Source organism: Leptolyngbya sp. AN10 (assembly GCF_050565645.1).
Lineage (GTDB): Bacteria > Cyanobacteriota > Cyanobacteriia > Leptolyngbyales > Leptolyngbyaceae > Leptolyngbya.
In genome coordinates this window covers 79,809-95,416 of sequence record NZ_JBNXVP010000002.1, presented here as the reverse complement: position 1 = coordinate 95,416, position 15,608 = coordinate 79,809, and the positions used below count along the sequence as shown (strand labels likewise).

At 47.4% G+C, this 15,608-nt stretch carries 16 protein-coding genes; 9 read left to right on the top strand and 7 right to left on the bottom strand.

What is annotated here, in order from left to right; translation table 11 throughout:
• The first annotated feature begins 349 nt into the window (after positions 1 to 349).
• Entirely contained in the window at positions 350 to 1,276 is a 927-nt protein-coding gene (locus ACQ4M5_RS03335) for a zinc-binding dehydrogenase (RefSeq protein WP_430674180.1), read from the top strand.
• Here ACQ4M5_RS03335 and ACQ4M5_RS03330 read toward each other — a convergent pair.
• The gene (locus ACQ4M5_RS03330; protein ID WP_430674179.1) at positions 1,229 to 3,565 is read right to left on the bottom strand and encodes a cation:proton antiporter; all 2,337 of its coding nucleotides are present in this window, start codon (positions 3,563 to 3,565) and stop codon (positions 1,229 to 1,231) included. The two genes, ACQ4M5_RS03335 and ACQ4M5_RS03330, sit on opposite strands and share 48 nt — an antisense overlap.
• Before the next feature lie 247 nt (positions 3,566 to 3,812).
• Between ACQ4M5_RS03330 and ACQ4M5_RS03325 the strand changes: the two genes are divergently transcribed.
• Positions 3,813 to 4,970: a histidine kinase gene (locus ACQ4M5_RS03325; protein WP_430674178.1), complete on the top strand. Its 1,158-nt coding sequence runs from the start codon at positions 3,813 to 3,815 to the stop codon at positions 4,968 to 4,970.
• A gap of 771 nt (positions 4,971 to 5,741) precedes the next feature.
• Here the strand turns inward: ACQ4M5_RS03325 and ACQ4M5_RS03320 are convergent.
• Complete coding sequence (locus ACQ4M5_RS03320) at positions 5,742 to 5,906, bottom strand: hypothetical protein (protein WP_430674177.1); 165 nt, start codon at positions 5,904 to 5,906, stop codon at positions 5,742 to 5,744.
• 16 nt (positions 5,907 to 5,922) lie between these two features.
• Between ACQ4M5_RS03320 and ACQ4M5_RS03315 the strand changes: the two genes are divergently transcribed.
• Together ACQ4M5_RS03315 and ACQ4M5_RS03310 are read left to right on the top strand one after the other, a co-directional pair.
• A complete protein-coding gene (locus ACQ4M5_RS03315; protein ID WP_430674176.1) occupies positions 5,923 to 6,195 on the top strand; it encodes an Npun_R1517 family heterocyst differentiation transcriptional regulator in 273 nt (90 codons plus the stop codon).
• A 104-nt stretch (positions 6,196 to 6,299) separates the two neighbouring features.
• Positions 6,300 to 7,703 carry a TldD/PmbA family protein gene (locus ACQ4M5_RS03310; RefSeq protein WP_430674175.1) on the top strand — a complete coding sequence of 468 codons (1,404 nt, stop codon included), beginning with the start codon at positions 6,300 to 6,302 and terminating at the stop codon, positions 7,701 to 7,703.
• Positions 7,704 to 7,901: 198 nt separating this feature from the next.
• On the opposite strand, the gene ACQ4M5_RS03305 is transcribed toward ACQ4M5_RS03310, so the two are convergent.
• The gene (locus ACQ4M5_RS03305; protein WP_430674174.1) at positions 7,902 to 8,747 is read right to left on the bottom strand and encodes a universal stress protein; all 846 of its coding nucleotides are present in this window, start codon (positions 8,745 to 8,747) and stop codon (positions 7,902 to 7,904) included.
• A gap of 127 nt (positions 8,748 to 8,874) precedes the next feature.
• Between ACQ4M5_RS03305 and ACQ4M5_RS03300 the strand changes: the two genes are divergently transcribed.
• The gene (locus tag ACQ4M5_RS03300) at positions 8,875 to 9,339 is read left to right on the top strand and encodes an acyl-CoA thioesterase (RefSeq protein ID WP_430674173.1); all 465 of its coding nucleotides are present in this window, start codon (positions 8,875 to 8,877) and stop codon (positions 9,337 to 9,339) included.
• Between the two features lie 42 nt (positions 9,340 to 9,381).
• On the opposite strand, the gene ACQ4M5_RS03295 is transcribed toward ACQ4M5_RS03300, so the two are convergent.
• A complete protein-coding gene (locus tag ACQ4M5_RS03295; RefSeq protein ID WP_430674172.1) occupies positions 9,382 to 9,696 on the bottom strand; it encodes a thioredoxin family protein in 315 nt (104 codons plus the stop codon).
• A 128-nt stretch (positions 9,697 to 9,824) separates the two neighbouring features.
• Between ACQ4M5_RS03295 and ACQ4M5_RS03290 the strand changes: the two genes are divergently transcribed.
• Complete coding sequence (locus ACQ4M5_RS03290) at positions 9,825 to 10,400, top strand: DUF2854 domain-containing protein (protein ID WP_430674171.1); 576 nt, start codon at positions 9,825 to 9,827, stop codon at positions 10,398 to 10,400.
• 112 nt (positions 10,401 to 10,512) lie between these two features.
• On the opposite strand, the gene ACQ4M5_RS03285 is transcribed toward ACQ4M5_RS03290, so the two are convergent.
• On the bottom strand, positions 10,513 to 10,896 hold the full coding sequence (locus ACQ4M5_RS03285; RefSeq protein WP_430674170.1) for a single-stranded DNA-binding protein: 384 nt from the start codon (positions 10,894 to 10,896) through the stop codon (positions 10,513 to 10,515).
• Between the two features lie 400 nt (positions 10,897 to 11,296).
• On the opposite strand from ACQ4M5_RS03285, the gene ACQ4M5_RS03280 reads away from it, so the two are divergent.
• The gene (locus ACQ4M5_RS03280; protein WP_430674169.1) at positions 11,297 to 11,605 is read left to right on the top strand and encodes a hypothetical protein; all 309 of its coding nucleotides are present in this window, start codon (positions 11,297 to 11,299) and stop codon (positions 11,603 to 11,605) included.
• Here ACQ4M5_RS03280 and ACQ4M5_RS03275 read toward each other — a convergent pair.
• Both ACQ4M5_RS03275 and ACQ4M5_RS03270 read right to left on the bottom strand, forming a co-directional pair.
• Positions 11,554 to 12,030 (bottom strand): molybdenum cofactor biosynthesis protein MoaE, encoded by a 477-nt coding sequence (locus ACQ4M5_RS03275; RefSeq protein ID WP_430674168.1) that lies wholly within the window; start codon positions 12,028 to 12,030, stop codon positions 11,554 to 11,556. The two genes, ACQ4M5_RS03280 and ACQ4M5_RS03275, sit on opposite strands and share 52 nt — an antisense overlap.
• 30 nt (positions 12,031 to 12,060) lie before the next feature.
• Positions 12,061 to 12,864 (bottom strand): DUF2927 domain-containing protein, encoded by an 804-nt coding sequence (locus ACQ4M5_RS03270; protein WP_430674167.1) that lies wholly within the window; start codon positions 12,862 to 12,864, stop codon positions 12,061 to 12,063.
• A 294-nt stretch (positions 12,865 to 13,158) separates the two neighbouring features.
• Between ACQ4M5_RS03270 and psaB the strand changes: the two genes are divergently transcribed.
• Complete coding sequence (gene psaB, locus ACQ4M5_RS03265; RefSeq protein WP_430674166.1) at positions 13,159 to 15,375, top strand: photosystem I core protein PsaB; 2,217 nt, start codon at positions 13,159 to 13,161, stop codon at positions 15,373 to 15,375.
• Positions 15,347 to 15,475: a hypothetical protein gene (locus ACQ4M5_RS03260; RefSeq protein WP_430674165.1), complete on the top strand. Its 129-nt coding sequence runs from the start codon at positions 15,347 to 15,349 to the stop codon at positions 15,473 to 15,475. The genes psaB and ACQ4M5_RS03260 overlap by 29 nt, the downstream gene beginning before the upstream one ends.
• The last annotated feature ends 133 nt before the right edge of the window (positions 15,476 to 15,608 follow it).

Sequence of the window (15,608 nt, the reverse complement as noted above, 5' to 3'; positions counted from 1 at the left end):
TTTTTCGAGTCACGACACCCAAGAATGCGTCGCTAGTTCTTGGCTCTGTCATCTGCAATTAAACAGTTTCAAGGTCACTGAAACAGTGTTGCAGGTCGAACAAGCTCTTAAAACATTGTCGAAGCGAACATCACCCCGTAAGGGAGTTTCGTCGCGATGCGTACAGGACGAACGATTTGAAACGGTAATTGTCCCGTTGAAAGTGCAGTACAAAGGCACACCAAATCAAGTAGTTCCAAGGCGGTCGCGACACACCAAAAATACTGACAGAATTAGGCGGTTAAAACCGCTCGTTGGTTTGCCTCTCAGGTCTAAAGACGCTGAGTTTCCCACCTATCGAGAGTTTTTTATGAAAGCAGTTGTCGTTGATCCATCCGTTTCAGGGCGATTGATCCTTCAAGAAGTCGATCGACCTTCACTTCTCCCCTCGGAAGCATTAATCAAAGTGGCTGCCATTTCCCTGAATCGCGGTGAAGTCAGACGCGCTCAAACGGCTGCGGCTGGATGGCGACCCGGTTGGGATCTGGCAGGCACGATCGAGAGTCCTGCTGCGGATGGTTCAGGCTTTTCGGCTGGAACACGAGTCGTTGGATTTGTGCCATCGGGAGCTTGGTCAGAATATGTTGCGGTTCCAACCGATGCGATCGCAGCTTTACCCGATTCCGTCTCATTTGCAGATGCTTCCACGCTTCCGGTCGCTGGACTCACTGCACTACACGGACTTGCAAAAGGCGGATTGTTGCTTGGAAAGTCCGTCTTAATCACTGGAGCATCCGGAGGTGTTGGCTATTTCGCAGTTCAACTCGCTCGACAAGCAGGCGCGATTGTGACCGCACAACTAAGACGAGCAGACTGGATTAATTTCATCGAAGAAGCAGGCGCACATCGAACAATCGTGGGCGAATCTCTCAAAGAATTTAGTCCGTATGATGTGATTCTCGATTCGACAGGTGGAACATTGTTGTCGAATGCCATTAGCGCGATCGCGAAAGATGGAATTTGTGTGACTTACGGAACCACCGTAGAGGGAACCGTTACCTTTGATGCAAAATCCTTTTATGGTGCAGGTGGCGCAAGTTTATATGGTTTTATTTTGTTTCATGAACTGAAGCGCGAACCTGCTGCAATTGGACTAGCAAAACTGGTTCAATTACTCGCCGATCAACGATTGAAACCGCATATCGATCGAACTGCATCTTGGACAGAGATTGCAGCGATCGCGCAACAATTAACCGATCGACAATTCATCGGTAAAGCCGTTTTGCACATTAGTTGAAGCATCTTCGAGCAATGATCCATTAATACTTAATAGAGATTCAGAAGGCATGATCGAGGCTTGAGCCAGAATCAGCGAATGGAATCCACCGCATAACAATAGTCGATCGCCTGCTTGAATTTCTAAGTCTTCCTGTGGGAACCGAATCAGCTTGCTATCGCGGCGAATCGTTTGCACTGAGATCTTGTACCGCTGTTGCAAATCTAAGTCGGATAAAGTCTTACCAATTAAGGAACTCTCTAAAGGAACTTGCAGCCATTGACAGCAAGAATTCGTAGACGGAACCGCCGCTTCTCCTTTTGCCAATTGATCAAAGGCAGCCACTTCATCTGCTTCACCCACAATCAATAAGCGATCGCCTTGTTCTAAAGTCGTCTGACTATCCGGATAATCAAGTTCAGTTCCGCCCGCTCGTCGAATTGCCATCAGAGTGACACCCGTTAAGCGGCGAATATCGGTTTCTTCGATCGACATTCCTAACAGCGGTGATTCTCCAGGCAGCGCATACCAGCGACTATTCATTTCATTTGCTGCCGCTTTCAAATCGCGTGAGATCTGCTCAGAAGGTTGATCCGGTCGCATTTCCAAATAGTGCGAATTGCGAATTAACTGCACTTCTCGCTGAACGGCTGGAGTCGGTAAACCCATTCCTGCCATCAAATGTGCAGAGAGTTCTAAGCTCGTTTCAAATTCAGGTTGGACAACTTCACGCGCACCCAACTGATACAGCACTTCAATATCTTTATCTTTGTTCGCTCTCACAACCAAATCGAGATCTGGAGCAATTTCAAGCGATCGCTTTACACATAACCTTGTGCTCATCGCATCCGGAAGCGCGATCGCCATTCCTTGCGCCTGTCCAACTCCCGCTTTTTCCAACACGTACGAACTCGCTGCATTGCCGTAAATATAAGGAATTCCAGCTTCTCGAACTTTCTGAATCTGCGTTTCGGATTGGTCAATCACGAGAACGGGATAATTACGATCGCGCAGTAGTTTCACAATGTTCCGCCCAATCCGCCCATATCCACAAACAATCACATGATCCCGAATCGGCAAATCTTCTGAAACTGCCAATGGTTCATCCGATTGCTCTAAATACTTCGCTAACCACGGAACAGATTCACCCCAAGCAAACAGTTTCGGAACCAATCGCAGCACAAACGGAGTGAGTACCAAAGTGACGGCAGTAGTTCCCAAGATCAAGAGATACACTCGACGAGAAACAAGTCCTAAAGACTGCCCTTCACTTGCCAGGACAAACGAAAATTCTCCGATTTGAGCCAGTCCCAATCCTGCAATCAGCGCTGTTTTTAGAGGATATCGGAAGATCCGAACGAGCGGCGTAATAATTAGAAACTTACCAATAAATACGAGAGTGACTAAACCTAGAATCAGTTCGAGATTGTTCCAGAGAAACAGGGGATCGATCAACATCCCGATCGACGCAAAGAACAACGAGGCGAAAATATCCCGTAGCGGCTCCACATAGGTAAGTGTCTGATCCGCGTATTCGGCTTCGGAGATCATCAAACCTGCTACAAACGCGCCCATCTCGATCGACAATCCCAAATGCTCGGTCAAGAGTGCGATCCCTAAACACAATGCAACCACACCAAGCAGAAATAATTCGCGACTCTCGGTTTTTGCCAATAATCTCAGAAGCCTTGGGATCACCCAAATTCCAGCAGCGACGGCTCCAAGCGCAAACAATCCGGTTTGAATCAACGCCCAGCCGATCGCCAATCCTACTTCCTCGATCGGCTTATCCAACGCAGGCAACACCGCTAACATCAAGCCCAAAGCCAAATCCTGAACCACCAGAATTCCTAACATCACCTGCCCATGAGGAGTTCCGGTCTCGTTGCGCTCCATCAGGCACTTGAGCACCACCGCAGTCGAAGACAGCGACAAAATCGCCCCCAAAAACACGCCTTGAGTCGGAGAATCCACCCAACCCATTCCTAGCGCCACTAAAGTCGTCACCAGAATCGTCAGGGCAATCTGCAAACCGCCGCCACCGAGACTAATCGTTTTAACTTTCCTCAGTTCCGAAAATGAGAATTCCACCCCAAGGGCAAACAGCAAAAACGCCACCCCAAACTGAGCCAGCGTTTCGACTTGGACTAATTCCTTAATCAACCCCAATCCCGTCGGTCCGACGATCACGCCTGCCGCCAGATAGCCCAACAACACAGGCTGCTTCAACAAGGCAGCCAATAATCCACCCGCCGCCGCCGCCGCCAACACTGAAACCAGATCAACGATTAACCGAAAGTCTTCTTGCACGGGTTCTTATGAATTATTAGAAAAGGGTCATACTCTATTAACATCACTTTACAAGGGATCGGGAACTTCGTGGGGAAACCGCCGTGCAAATCCAGTCGATCGCATTTCACAGTGCAGCGGATACGATAATCTATATAAGAAGCGACTTGCATTTTTATCGATCATTTGCATCTGACTTGTGCAGCGCGGTGTTTCGCCGAACTCTGCGATCGCTCTTATTTTGCGCCAGTTCTGAGAGTGCTAATTCATGACGATGCAAGCACATCCCAATCCCAACCCCGAAACCCAAGTGCCACTCCAGATTTTGCTGTTCGTCGATCAGCGCCCTGCGTCACGAGAGCAAATCCGTCAAATCCGCGACTTCCTGAAAGATCGAAGTGCCGAATGCCCCTTTGAACTTGAAGTGATCGACGTGGGTGAACAGCCCTATCTGGCTGAACATTACCGTCTGGTCGCAACTCCCACATTGATTAAACTTCGCCCCGATCCGCGTCAAGTTCTGACGGGAAGCGACCTGATTGTTCAACTGAAAAATTGGTGGTCTCGCTGGCAACGATCGGTCAAAGATTTGATCACCGATGCTCCAAAGTCGAGTGAAACGAATATCTCCTCGGTTGGGCATTCTACGGAACTCATCAAACTCAGCGACGAAGTGTTCCGACTTAATCGCGAAAACGAAGACCTTAAGGCGCAACTGCACTTTAAAGATCAGATTATTTCGATGCTGGCTCACGATCTGCGGAATCCCCTCACCGCTGCCTCGATCGCGATCGAAACTCTAGAAATTGCTCACAAACAGTCCGATGGTCAACCGTCTCGCCTTACTCCTGAGATGACCGCAAACTTACTCAAACACGGTCGAACTCAGATTCGCACTATCGATCGCATGATTACGGACATTCTCCAAGCGGCGCGTGGAACCAGTGCTGAACTTCACATCCATCCTGAGAAATTAGATTTGGGTTCGCTATGTCAAGATGTAGTTCTAACGTTAAACGATCGTATTCAATCGAAACAGCAGCGGCTTGAAACGGATATTCCTTCAGATTTACCGATCGTCTATGCGGATTCAGAACGAGTGCGGCAAGTCATCGTCAATATTCTGGATAACGCAATCAAGTACACGCCAAATGGTGGAACGATTCAAGTCTCGATTTTGCATCGAACAACTCAGAAAGTTCAAGTGAGCGTTCACGATAATGGTCCAGGCGTTCCACCAGAGAACCGCGATCGTATTTTTGAAGATCATTATCGCTTGCAGCGTGATGTCGCTCAGGACGGCTACGGCATTGGACTGTCGCTCTGTCAACGAATTGTAAGAGCGCACTACGGTCAAATTTGGGTTGATTCGGTTGCCAATCAAGGGAGTTCTTTTCACTTCACGCTTCCAGTTTTTCGCTCTTAGGATTGGTGAAGTCTACGTAGGTTACGTAGTTGTACGGAAGTGACTTGTGAAACTAGAAAAGAGCAATAAATTGAGGTCTAAATTGGTTTAAATTGTGCGATCGCGCTTTAAATTCAACTTTACCGAATCAATTTCGATGAATTCCTCTACATTGAATCTTTAAACCGATTGCTGATCAAATCTGAGTACTGAGAAGATTCAAACACTCATTGATTGAACTGAGCAAGATGAGTCAGTAAATACAATTGTTAAAAACAATACACTGCAAGAAGGGTGGTCACTGAGAAACATTTTTTGCAATAGAAACTAATCTGAAGAATCGAATTGAGTCATTTCTAATGAAAGTCGCTCAAGCTGAGAATTGCATCATTCAATCTCCGCTTATTCCCAGTTCTCGAACTTGTAAAAACCATCTCCGTACCGCTGCCATTTCAAGTATTGCAAGCTACAGAAGAAATTAATGCTAGATTAAAACTTAGATTTCAGCCGAGATTTCAAAGAATACTTCATCAATTCATTACAGAGAAATCTATCTTCAAAATAAGAACTGAAATCCTCTAAAATTTCGCCTTCGTAATTCTTGCCTTCTCTAATTAAAGTATTTGAAAAACTGGTGTTATTACGGTACTAATTCCCAATTCACTCCCGTATAAATGAGCTTAAGCGCGAGTTGTGAACCGCAAAAAACCTGCGATTGACTTCACAACAAAGCTGCGAGATTCGTGTATTTGATTCAGCGATTTAGCTGATCTGACTTGCTTACTAAAAGTGTTAGGTTCGAGCAGAAACGAGAGCTTCTCTGACACTAGCTCGATCGCTCTTTCGAGTGACCTGCGCTAGAGCATGTTTGAGGTGCATCGAAGATTTGTAATACTTTCTTGGCGTTGTGCCATCGTCAAGTCCAGTCTGAACCCAGTCCATTATTCGCGTCGTCATGAGACTGCTTGCGTAGATGAATTACGATCCTTTAGAGTTCAATGTCGCCACTCCCCAAGTTGGAGTTTACGAGTGTGAGGTTCACTTAAAATTCAGATTAATCGAGGAAAAAGGTGTTCTTAGCAATCCAGAGCAACTGCTGGAATTGTTGCTTGATGCTTATTCCTGTGGTGTGGATGAATTTTTAGAACCTGTCGAAACAACCGTGAAGGCAGAAGAAATTTCTGAATTTACGGCTTCTCCCCAAATGCGTCGTCAATTAATTCGTCTTCGCAATTCAAAAGAATAAGCCATAAAAAAAAGAATATTCTAAGAGGAGTCGTGAATGCGGCTCCTTTTTTGCAGAGCGGGTCGATCGAGCGCACAATAAGAACAGCGATCGTGAAATACGTTATGAATTCAGCATTATCTGACGCGAAGAACTTAGTTTCTGATTTGATCAGCCAGTATCGTCACCGAGTGGATTATTTGGCAATTCGCCTAGAGGCAGCAGAGGGCACAGATATCTTGCTGCGGGGGCACAAGATCGAAACGTTGAGTGAAGGGATTTCGATCGGGGGACAAGTCCGCGCCTGTTATAAAGGCGGTTGGGGCTTTTCTAGCTTTAACCAATTATCCAGTCTGAAAGCGCGAGTGGAAGATGCGATCGCGGCTGCAAGATTAGTCGGAACCGATGAGACGCTTTTGGCTCCGGTTGCCCCCGTTCAAGATCAGCGATCGTTGTTACTCACCGGAAGCGATCCGCGTCAGATTCCTTTGGCTCAAAAGAAAGCGCTCTGCCAACATTATGGAGAAATTCTTCGCAGCGTTGATCCTCGAATTGCGACGATTTCTGTACGATATGGCGACAGCGCTCAGCGGATGATTCTGGCAACTTCAGACGGGACGATGATCGAGCAGTCGTGGGTCGATCTAGAGATGCGATTTGCGGCAACTGCACGAGATGGCGAAACGGTTCAGACGGGGCGAGAAACCGTAGGATCGCGAAAGGCTTATGAGGATTTACTGGGACTCGATCGACAAGTGCAAGAAGCAGCACAACGAGCGGTGAACTCTCTCTCGCTTCCGCCTGTGAAAGGAAATGCCTATACCGTTGTGATCGATCCAATTTTGTCGGGCTTATTCGTGCATGAGGCGTTCGGGCATTTATCCGAGGCGGACATGGCGTATGAGAATCCCGACATTTTGGAAGTGATGAGTATTGGACGACGGTTTGGATCACCGGAATTGCAAATTTATGATGGAGCCGCGATCGAGGGTCATCGAGGCAGCTATTTCTACGACGATGAAGGCGTTCCTGCCACTACGACACAATTGATCAGAGATGGTGTTCTCGTCGGTCGGCTGCATTCTCGTGAAACCGCAGGCAAATTAGAAGAAGCACCAACCGGAAATGCTCGCTGTTTGAACTATCACTATCCGCCGATCGTGCGAATGACGAATACTTGGATCGAGCGCGGTAAAACGCCTGTGAAAGACCTGTTCCAGGACATCAAAGAAGGAGTCTATGCCCGGAATTGGATCGGCGGAATGACGAATGGTGAAATGTTCACATTTACCGCTGGTGAGGCTTGGATGATCCGAAATGGCGAAATTGCCGAGCCTGTACGGGATGTGACTCTATCGGGAAATGCGTTCAAGACTTTGGCGGATATTGAAGCGATCGGGGATGATTTCTTCTGGGATGAGTCTGGTGGATGTGGCAAAGGGGGACAGAGCGGATTAGCAGTCGGGTGTGGCGGTCCGAGTTTACGAATTCGGGATGTCGTGGTTGGCGGAGAAGCGATCGAGGATTGATCAAAGTTAGATCGAGGATAGAGACACGAATCTTTGTACATCTTAGGAGATTTCTACGAAAGAGCTTACCGCTTGAAAGACTGCCCTTCGGCTTCGCTCAGGGCGCGATCTCTAGCTGACTGAGCGAAGCCGAAGACAGCGGGTAATTTGTTTTCGATAAATCTCCTTAGTGTTCGCGTCTCTATCTCAAAAATCGAACTATCCCACCGTCCGCGTCAACAACACCGGACAATTCGCATACACCCGCACATAATCCGATAACGATGTTCCCAACAATCGATCAAGATCGGGTAATCCTTTCGCGATCGAAGGTCTGCGATCAGGTGACCCTAACATTAATAAATCAGTCTTCGTTTCATCTGCAATCCGACAAATTGCTTCACCTGCTTTTCCGGTCGTCACGATCGCTTTATAACTTACGCCGTACTGTTTTGCTTGTGCGATCGCGTCCGCAAACACTGGAACCTTTTCAGCTTCCGCTCCTGCCTTCTCAGTCGCTTTCGGATCAGCATCCACATTCACGAGAATTAACTGACCGCCCTTAATATCTCTCAGCAAAAAGAGCGCTAATTTTAGGCATTGTTTTGAGGCTTCGGACTTGTCGATCGCAACTGTCACCCGATTAATTGCCCGCACGAAAATGTCGTCTTTTACCAGCAACATCGGACGTGATGAAAGCTGAAACACATACTGACTCACCGAATTTTCCAGGATTGAAACCAATCGCTTCAGCCCACGCGATCCCATAATGATCAGATCTGCATTGATCTCATCGGCTGCTTTCAGCACTTCGGTTTTGGGATCACCTTGACGCAGCATCGCCGAAACGTGACTGGGTTCGGCTTTAAGAGACTGAGCCGCTTTTGCCAGAAGTTTTCCACCTTCTTCCCACTTTTCCGCCATTGCATCTGAACTGGTTTGTGGGGGAACGACGTGAAGCACTGTCACCATCGATCGCTGAACGGACGGAATCGCCATGAGCGCGTTCAGCATATCCTCCGAACGCCCCGCTCCAGAATCGGCTAATAAAATTTTTTCTATCATCGCATCGCCTCGTTTCTGCGTAGACTTTAAAACAGGGTGGTCTCAAGATCGAGCGTATTTTCTCGGTCTGTCTCAAGTCTAGGCTTTGGGGCGACCCTGTGTTCATTATGGTTTGTGAAGAACGATCGTGTCTCAGTCTCCTCAGTTACCAACCTCTAACCTTGTCCCATCAACGATCTCGCTTGATTGGTTCGACTATCCAATCACGGTTTATGCTCACCATACGGATTATGCAGGTGTGGTATGGCATGGAGCCTATATTGCTTGGCTCGAAGAAGCTCGGATCGAATTTCTCCAGTCACGTGGAATCGATTTCGCGCAATTAGTTGAGATGGGCTGTAATTTACCGGTGATTGATTTATCGATTCGCTATCACCAACCGCTACGCATGGGCATGAAAGCGATCGTCAAAACGCGATTAATGTCGATCGAGGGTGTCAAACTCCCAGTCGAGTATGAGATTCGCTCTCTCGATCGTTCAGTCTTGTACGTGAGCGGTCGCGTAGTTCTGGTTCCGGTCGATATAGTGAAGGGCAAAATTTTGCGGCGATTGCCTTCGACAGTTGAGAGCGCTTTAGCGATCGTGCGTTAAAAAACAGCGCGACTTTCAGCCTGGAAGCCGCGCCGATGTAAATCAATTCGACTCTGCCAACACAGCTTGCAATCGACTGCGAAACTCCCCTTTAGGATGTCCGCCTTTCACTTCGCCCAAGATTTTAAAGTTCTCTTCGGGCGAATCGCAAACGATATAAGTGGGCCATCCCATCTCGGCTTTATCAGGATATTGCGTTAACAAAATCTTGCGGTACTTGCGATAAGTAGCAGTATCTTGCATCTTCACATCGACGAACTGCAAGCCCAATTCCTCAACCACTTTCTGATCGTAGAACGACATTTTATGGCAGATTCCACAATCTTCGGACGAAAACTTGATGACGGCACGATTCATACTGAACTTTCGATTTGAATACTGTTTCCAGCGTAAAAGATTCGATCGACAACTTGCGTAAAACTGTGTGAAGAGCACCCCTCACATCAGCGATAATAAAAATTAATAAATTTTGCAAATCATAGCCTATGTCATCGCTCCTTCGTCGTTTGCCTCCTTTGGGTGCGTTGTGCCTGGGTGGAGGAATCGTAATCACCGTTATCGGATTTACCGCCTACGTGCTCAATTATGCAGCGCTTAATATGATTGGTTTCTTTTACGGAATTCCGCTGATTTTAGGTGGAATTGCGCTGAGAATTACCGAACTCCGTCCCGTGCCGCTGACCATTCCAACCACTCCCGAAGTGGAATCGCTCAAAGCAACTCAAGCAACCGACACGCAGAAACAGATCTATGATGATTTGACTCGGTATCGCTATGGACAAGAAGCGCATTTGGATAGCGCCTTGAAGTTCTTGGGCTTGGCTCCAACTGATGACGATCGACCCACGATAGTCGGCATTCGCGAAGAGAATGTTGATGGAGCTTATGCGATGATTCTCGAATTCGATTCACCGTTTATCTCGATCGAAACCTGGCAAAGCAAGATTGAGAAAATGACGACCTTCTTCGGTCCTGGAGTGCGCGTAGATGTGAAGCAACCTGCGGAAGAAACGATCGATCTATTCATCATTGCTACGCCCGCAGTCAGCGCAATTGTTTAGAACTTAAAAAGCTGCCCTAAGATGGAGCAGCTTTTTTACTGAGTCAAAACACAGAAATTACATTCAGGTAAAAGGCAAGTAATCCCTTTTAGCGATCGCAGTGCTTGATTGACTAAACCGGAACTGCAACTTGCTCTTCGGAGTTTTCTAGTTCATCTTCTTTTACGCGATCGAGATGCACATCCAGCACCGTCATCTTCAATCCTGCTCTTGGCACATTACCATTGCTTGAAATAAAGGGATTCGGTTCAACATCACCCGTGCAGATAATTAACGATCCCTTCTTCAAGTAGGGCAACACTCGCCAAGCCGCTGATTTTTCCCAAATGTTCAGGGACACAGTAAAAGATTCTTCCCGATTACGAGGCTTCTGGACATAGAGCGTCGCATTGGCAACTTTCGCTTCTCGACCATCTTTAAGCGTCACTGTTTTTACTGTTGCATCTGCCGCTAGGTTGCCACTCACAACCCACTGATTGAGTCCAGCGCTCGACATGAAATTCTCCTTTTTTTAGGGTTTCTTAAAGCATCTGTCATGTCACTGAGCTAGACAACACACCGTAACAGGCAAAATTACTTCGTAGATTCATAGTGCCCATTTTTTCAATAACACAACAAGCAAAAACTCAGCGGCGAGTTTAAGTTGATGTGGAGATTGCACATTCAAGCAAATTCAGACATTTTTCTTTTTCAGTTGCATCCTTAACGCGGTTCGCAAATTTCTTTGCCTCTGAGTAATTTCCAACCTCAGCATAGTGTCCTGCTTTCGCACATCCTGTAACAATCGGTTCGATTAGTTGAACCCGTTCCATAGATTCTTTAAGGTCTTGAGAAGAAGCATTCGGAGCAGAAATGTAAGGTAACGCTGAAATATCAGCTACAAGACCGGGAGTTGTATGAGCGACTTGCCGATGCCTGAATGGATCACGCTAGAAGAAGCGATCGGAGCACACGAGGCAGTCATTCAACAATTTGGCGGTGCACCCGGAATCCGTGACCCCGCCGCTGGACTCGGCACTCGCTCAACCCCAAGCGACCTTTGCCGGGGAATTGTTGCATCCCACTGTATTCGATCAAGCCGCCGCCTACCTATTCCACGCGGACTGGATAAATATCTAGTTTTTCTGTCTTCTTTGTTTGACCACAAGAAAGCTCAACAGCATTTGACCCACGCGGATTGGATCGTACCATCTCGACCTGTATAGACCTCCTTTTTCCAAATTGGCGCACGATGTTTTAGAGTGTCGATCGCATATTGACACGCCTCAAATGCTTCCTTGCGATGCGGACATCCCACCGCAATCAACACACTAATTTCACCAATCTCTAAGCGTCCTACGCGATGGTGAATTACAACATGAGTTACATCGCTCCAGGTCTGCCGAATCTCCGCTGCAATCTGTCTGAAGACCTGAACTGCCATCGGTTCGTAGGCTTGATATTCCAGATGCAGCACTGAAAACCCTTCGCTATTGTTGCGAACCATGCCGCTCATCAGCACGATCGCACCATTCGCCGCATCATCCGCTTGCTTGTAAACTTCATCGATCGACAAGGGCGCGATCGTAATCACAAAATGATCATTCGGATGAGCAGAGATCGATTGAGAACCTAACGAAGAAGCCAACATAGAATTTCGCGCTATCAGTGCATTTCTATGTTAACGGGTTGCTCGGATCGAATTGAGCGTCCTTGAGACCTCTGCTTGAGTCATTCCGGGTCGAATTTGCGGCAAATAAAGCATTTGGATCAATGCTCGATCGAGTTCAGAAAAGCGCGTCACATCTGTCCAAGGTTGATAGAACATACTATCGGCATAGCGATAAGAGTCTTGCATTAAACCAAGCGCCTGAGTGAGTTCCTCTCGGATTAAATGCGATCGCTCTCTCTGCGTCACTCCGGTCGTAGTAACCAGAACATTTGCTCGATTGATGATGCCTTGATTGTTCCAGCGCGTGACAAAAAAGCCGAAATTGACGGGAATGTAAGCAGGCTCGATCGTGCGGAACTGGGATTCTGGAACAAAGTGTATTGTGACATTTGGATTGCTATTCACCAGTTGCAGCCGGATCGCGCCACCTGTTAATCCATTGATTTCGCTGACGACAGCTTGCAAGGTTCTTAGGTCTTCACTGGTCGGTCTGCCCAAGATTTGAACGCGAATGTCTCCACTCCATTTACGGATTCTGGGTGTCCCTTGCTGGTTGTACTCCGAACCCATTGCAACTTCCATGAAGTAGTCAATCTGTGCTTGGGAAAAAGCAGCATTAGAGCGAATCGTTTTGGATCGTTGAAGCTGTTTCGGTTGAGAAACAGGAACATTCGAGGAGAGCGAGCCACCGCCCATCGAATCGAAGGATTTTGCGGTCAGCGATCGTCCGACCCCTGCTGCCAAGACACCCAAAGATATTGCACCTGTCAGCGTCAAAATCCGACTCATCCGCTCCGCCACTCTCGAATCCATGAATTTCCTCCTCTGATAGAGCCTAGATGCCCCCTAGAGTTCCCCAGAGGTTTTTAATCTCACCTCATTCAAATTCTGTAACTTAGCACCGAAATCGGGACAATTTTGAGACAGATTAAATCGTCATCAGAAATTCCGATAAAAAACGCAAGAATTGTAAAACGGATTCTCTACCTTAGGTCGTAGCTCTGAGAGTCGAACTTTGATTAATCTATTGAACTATCGAGCGAGCTTTGTTAATGCTCAATCTACACCTCACTTTGATTTCCCTAGAGATGAGAGTAGTCAAATTATATGGCGACTAAATTTCCGAAATTTAGCCAGGATCTTGCACAAGATCCCACAACACGACGACTTTGGTATGGGATTGCGACTGCACATGACTTTGAAAGTCATGACGGCATGACCGAAGAGAAGCTTTATCAAAAGATTTTTGCGACTCATTTTGGTCACGTTGCAATTATTTTCTTATGGACTTCTAGCCTCCTGTTCCACGTCGCATGGCAGGGCAACTTTCCGCAGTGGATTAAAGATCCCCTGCATGTTCGCCCGATCGCTCATGCGATTTGGGACCCTCAGTTTGGTAAACCTGCGATCGAGGCTTACACCCAAGGTGGGGCTGACTATCCAGTGAACATCGCTTATTCGGGTGTGTATCACTGGTGGTACACGATCGGCATGAGAACCAATGCGGATCTCTATCAAGGGGCAGTCTTTTTGCTCTTGATTGCAGCATTGTTCTTGTTTGCAGGTTGGCTGCATTTGCAACCGAAATTCCGTCCGAGTTTAGCTTGGTTTAAGAATGCTGAATCGCGACTAAACCACCACTTGGCAGGTTTGTTTGGGGTTAGCTCACTCGCTTGGGCAGGTCACTTGATTCACGTAGCAATTCCTGAGTCTCGTGGTCAGCACGTCGGTTGGGAGAACTTCTTAACCACGTTGCCACACCCTGCGGGACTGCGACCTTTCTTTACTGGAGATTGGGCGGCTTATGCTCAAAATCCGGATACTGCGAACCATATTTTTGGGACAGGAGAAGGTTCGGGAACTGCCATTTTGACCTTCTTGGGAGGATTCCATCCGCAAACAGAATCGCTGTGGTTGACTGACATGGCGCATCACCACTTAGCGATCGCGGTGATCTTCATCATTGCGGGTCACATGTACCGAACTAACTTCGGGATTGGTCACAGCATCAGAGACATTCTCAACGCGAAGAATTTCTTTGGTAAAACCATCAACGGTCAAGGCAATCTGCCGCACGTTGGACTGTATGACACCTACAACAATTCGCTGCACTTCCAGTTAGGGATTCACCTGGCTGCATTAGGTACGGCGCTTTCTGTGGTAGCTCAACACATGTATGCGATGCCGCCGTATGCGTTTATGGCGAAGGATTTCACTACTCAAGCATCGTTGTACACGCACCACCAGTATCTTGCTGGATTCTTCATGGTGGGAGCATTTGCTCACGCAGCTATCTTCTGGGTGAGAGACTATGATCCCGACAATAACCAGAACAATGTGCTGGCACGATTGTTAGGACATAAAGAAGCTCTAATTTCGCACCTCAGTTGGGTTTCGCTGTTCCTTGGATTCCACACGCTTGGCTTGTATGTTCATAACGATGTGCAAGTTGCATTTGGAGCACCAGAGAAGCAAATTCTGATTGAGCCTGTGTTTGCTCAGTTTGTCCAAGCTTCGCATGGTAAAGCGTTGTATGGATTTAATGCACTGCTGTCGAACCCCGATAGTATTGCGTCGAATCCGGGTGCGCCTTACTTGCCGGGTTGGTTAGATGCAATCAACAGTGGGACAAATTCATTGTTCCTTACCATTGGTCCTGGGGACTTTTTGGTTCACCATGCGATCGCACTTGGCTTGCACGTCACGACTTTGATCTGCCTCAAAGGTGCGTTAGATGCTCGTGGTAGTAAGTTGATGCCAGATAAGAAAGACTTCGGGTTTAACTTCCCGTGTGATGGTCCTGGACGGGGCGGCACTTGCCAAATCGCGTCTTGGGAACAGTCTTTCTATCTCGCAATCTTCTGGATGTTGAATACGATCGGTTGGGTCACTTTCTACTGGCACTGGAAGCATCTGGCGATCTGGTCGGGGAACGTGGCGCAGTTCAATGAAAGCTCAACTTATCTGATGGGCTGGCTGCGCGATTATCTCTGGCAGTATTCAGCACCATTGATCAACGGGTACAACGTCTACGGAACTAGCAATCTTTCAGTCTGGGCGTGGATGTTCCTCTTTGGTCACTTGGTCTGGGCAACGGGCTTTATGTTCCTGATTAGCTGGCGGGGATATTGGCAAGAGCTAATTGAAACGCTGGTTTGGGCACATGAACGGACTCCGTTGGCGAACTTGATTCGGTTCAAAGATAAGCCAGTCGCATTGTCGATCGTACAAGGTTGGTTAGTCGGGTTAGTTCACTTCACGGTGGGTTACATTCTGACGTATGCTGCCTTCTTGATTGCTGCAACAACAGGAAAATTCGCATAGCGGCGAGTTTAGCTGTATGGCATTTCGAGCGATCGTCACATTGAGTTTGCTCGGTTTATTGATTGTTGCTGCAATCTACTACGGTGCGATCAATCCCTGAGCGATGATCTAGGAAAAGGGTGGAGTCAGTTGGCTTCACCCTTTTTCGATCGCCCTTTTCTGATCGCTTTGAGAACCGTCACAAGTTTTTGAGCATTGCTAAAGATAACCCGCACAATCAAACCACAGTGATT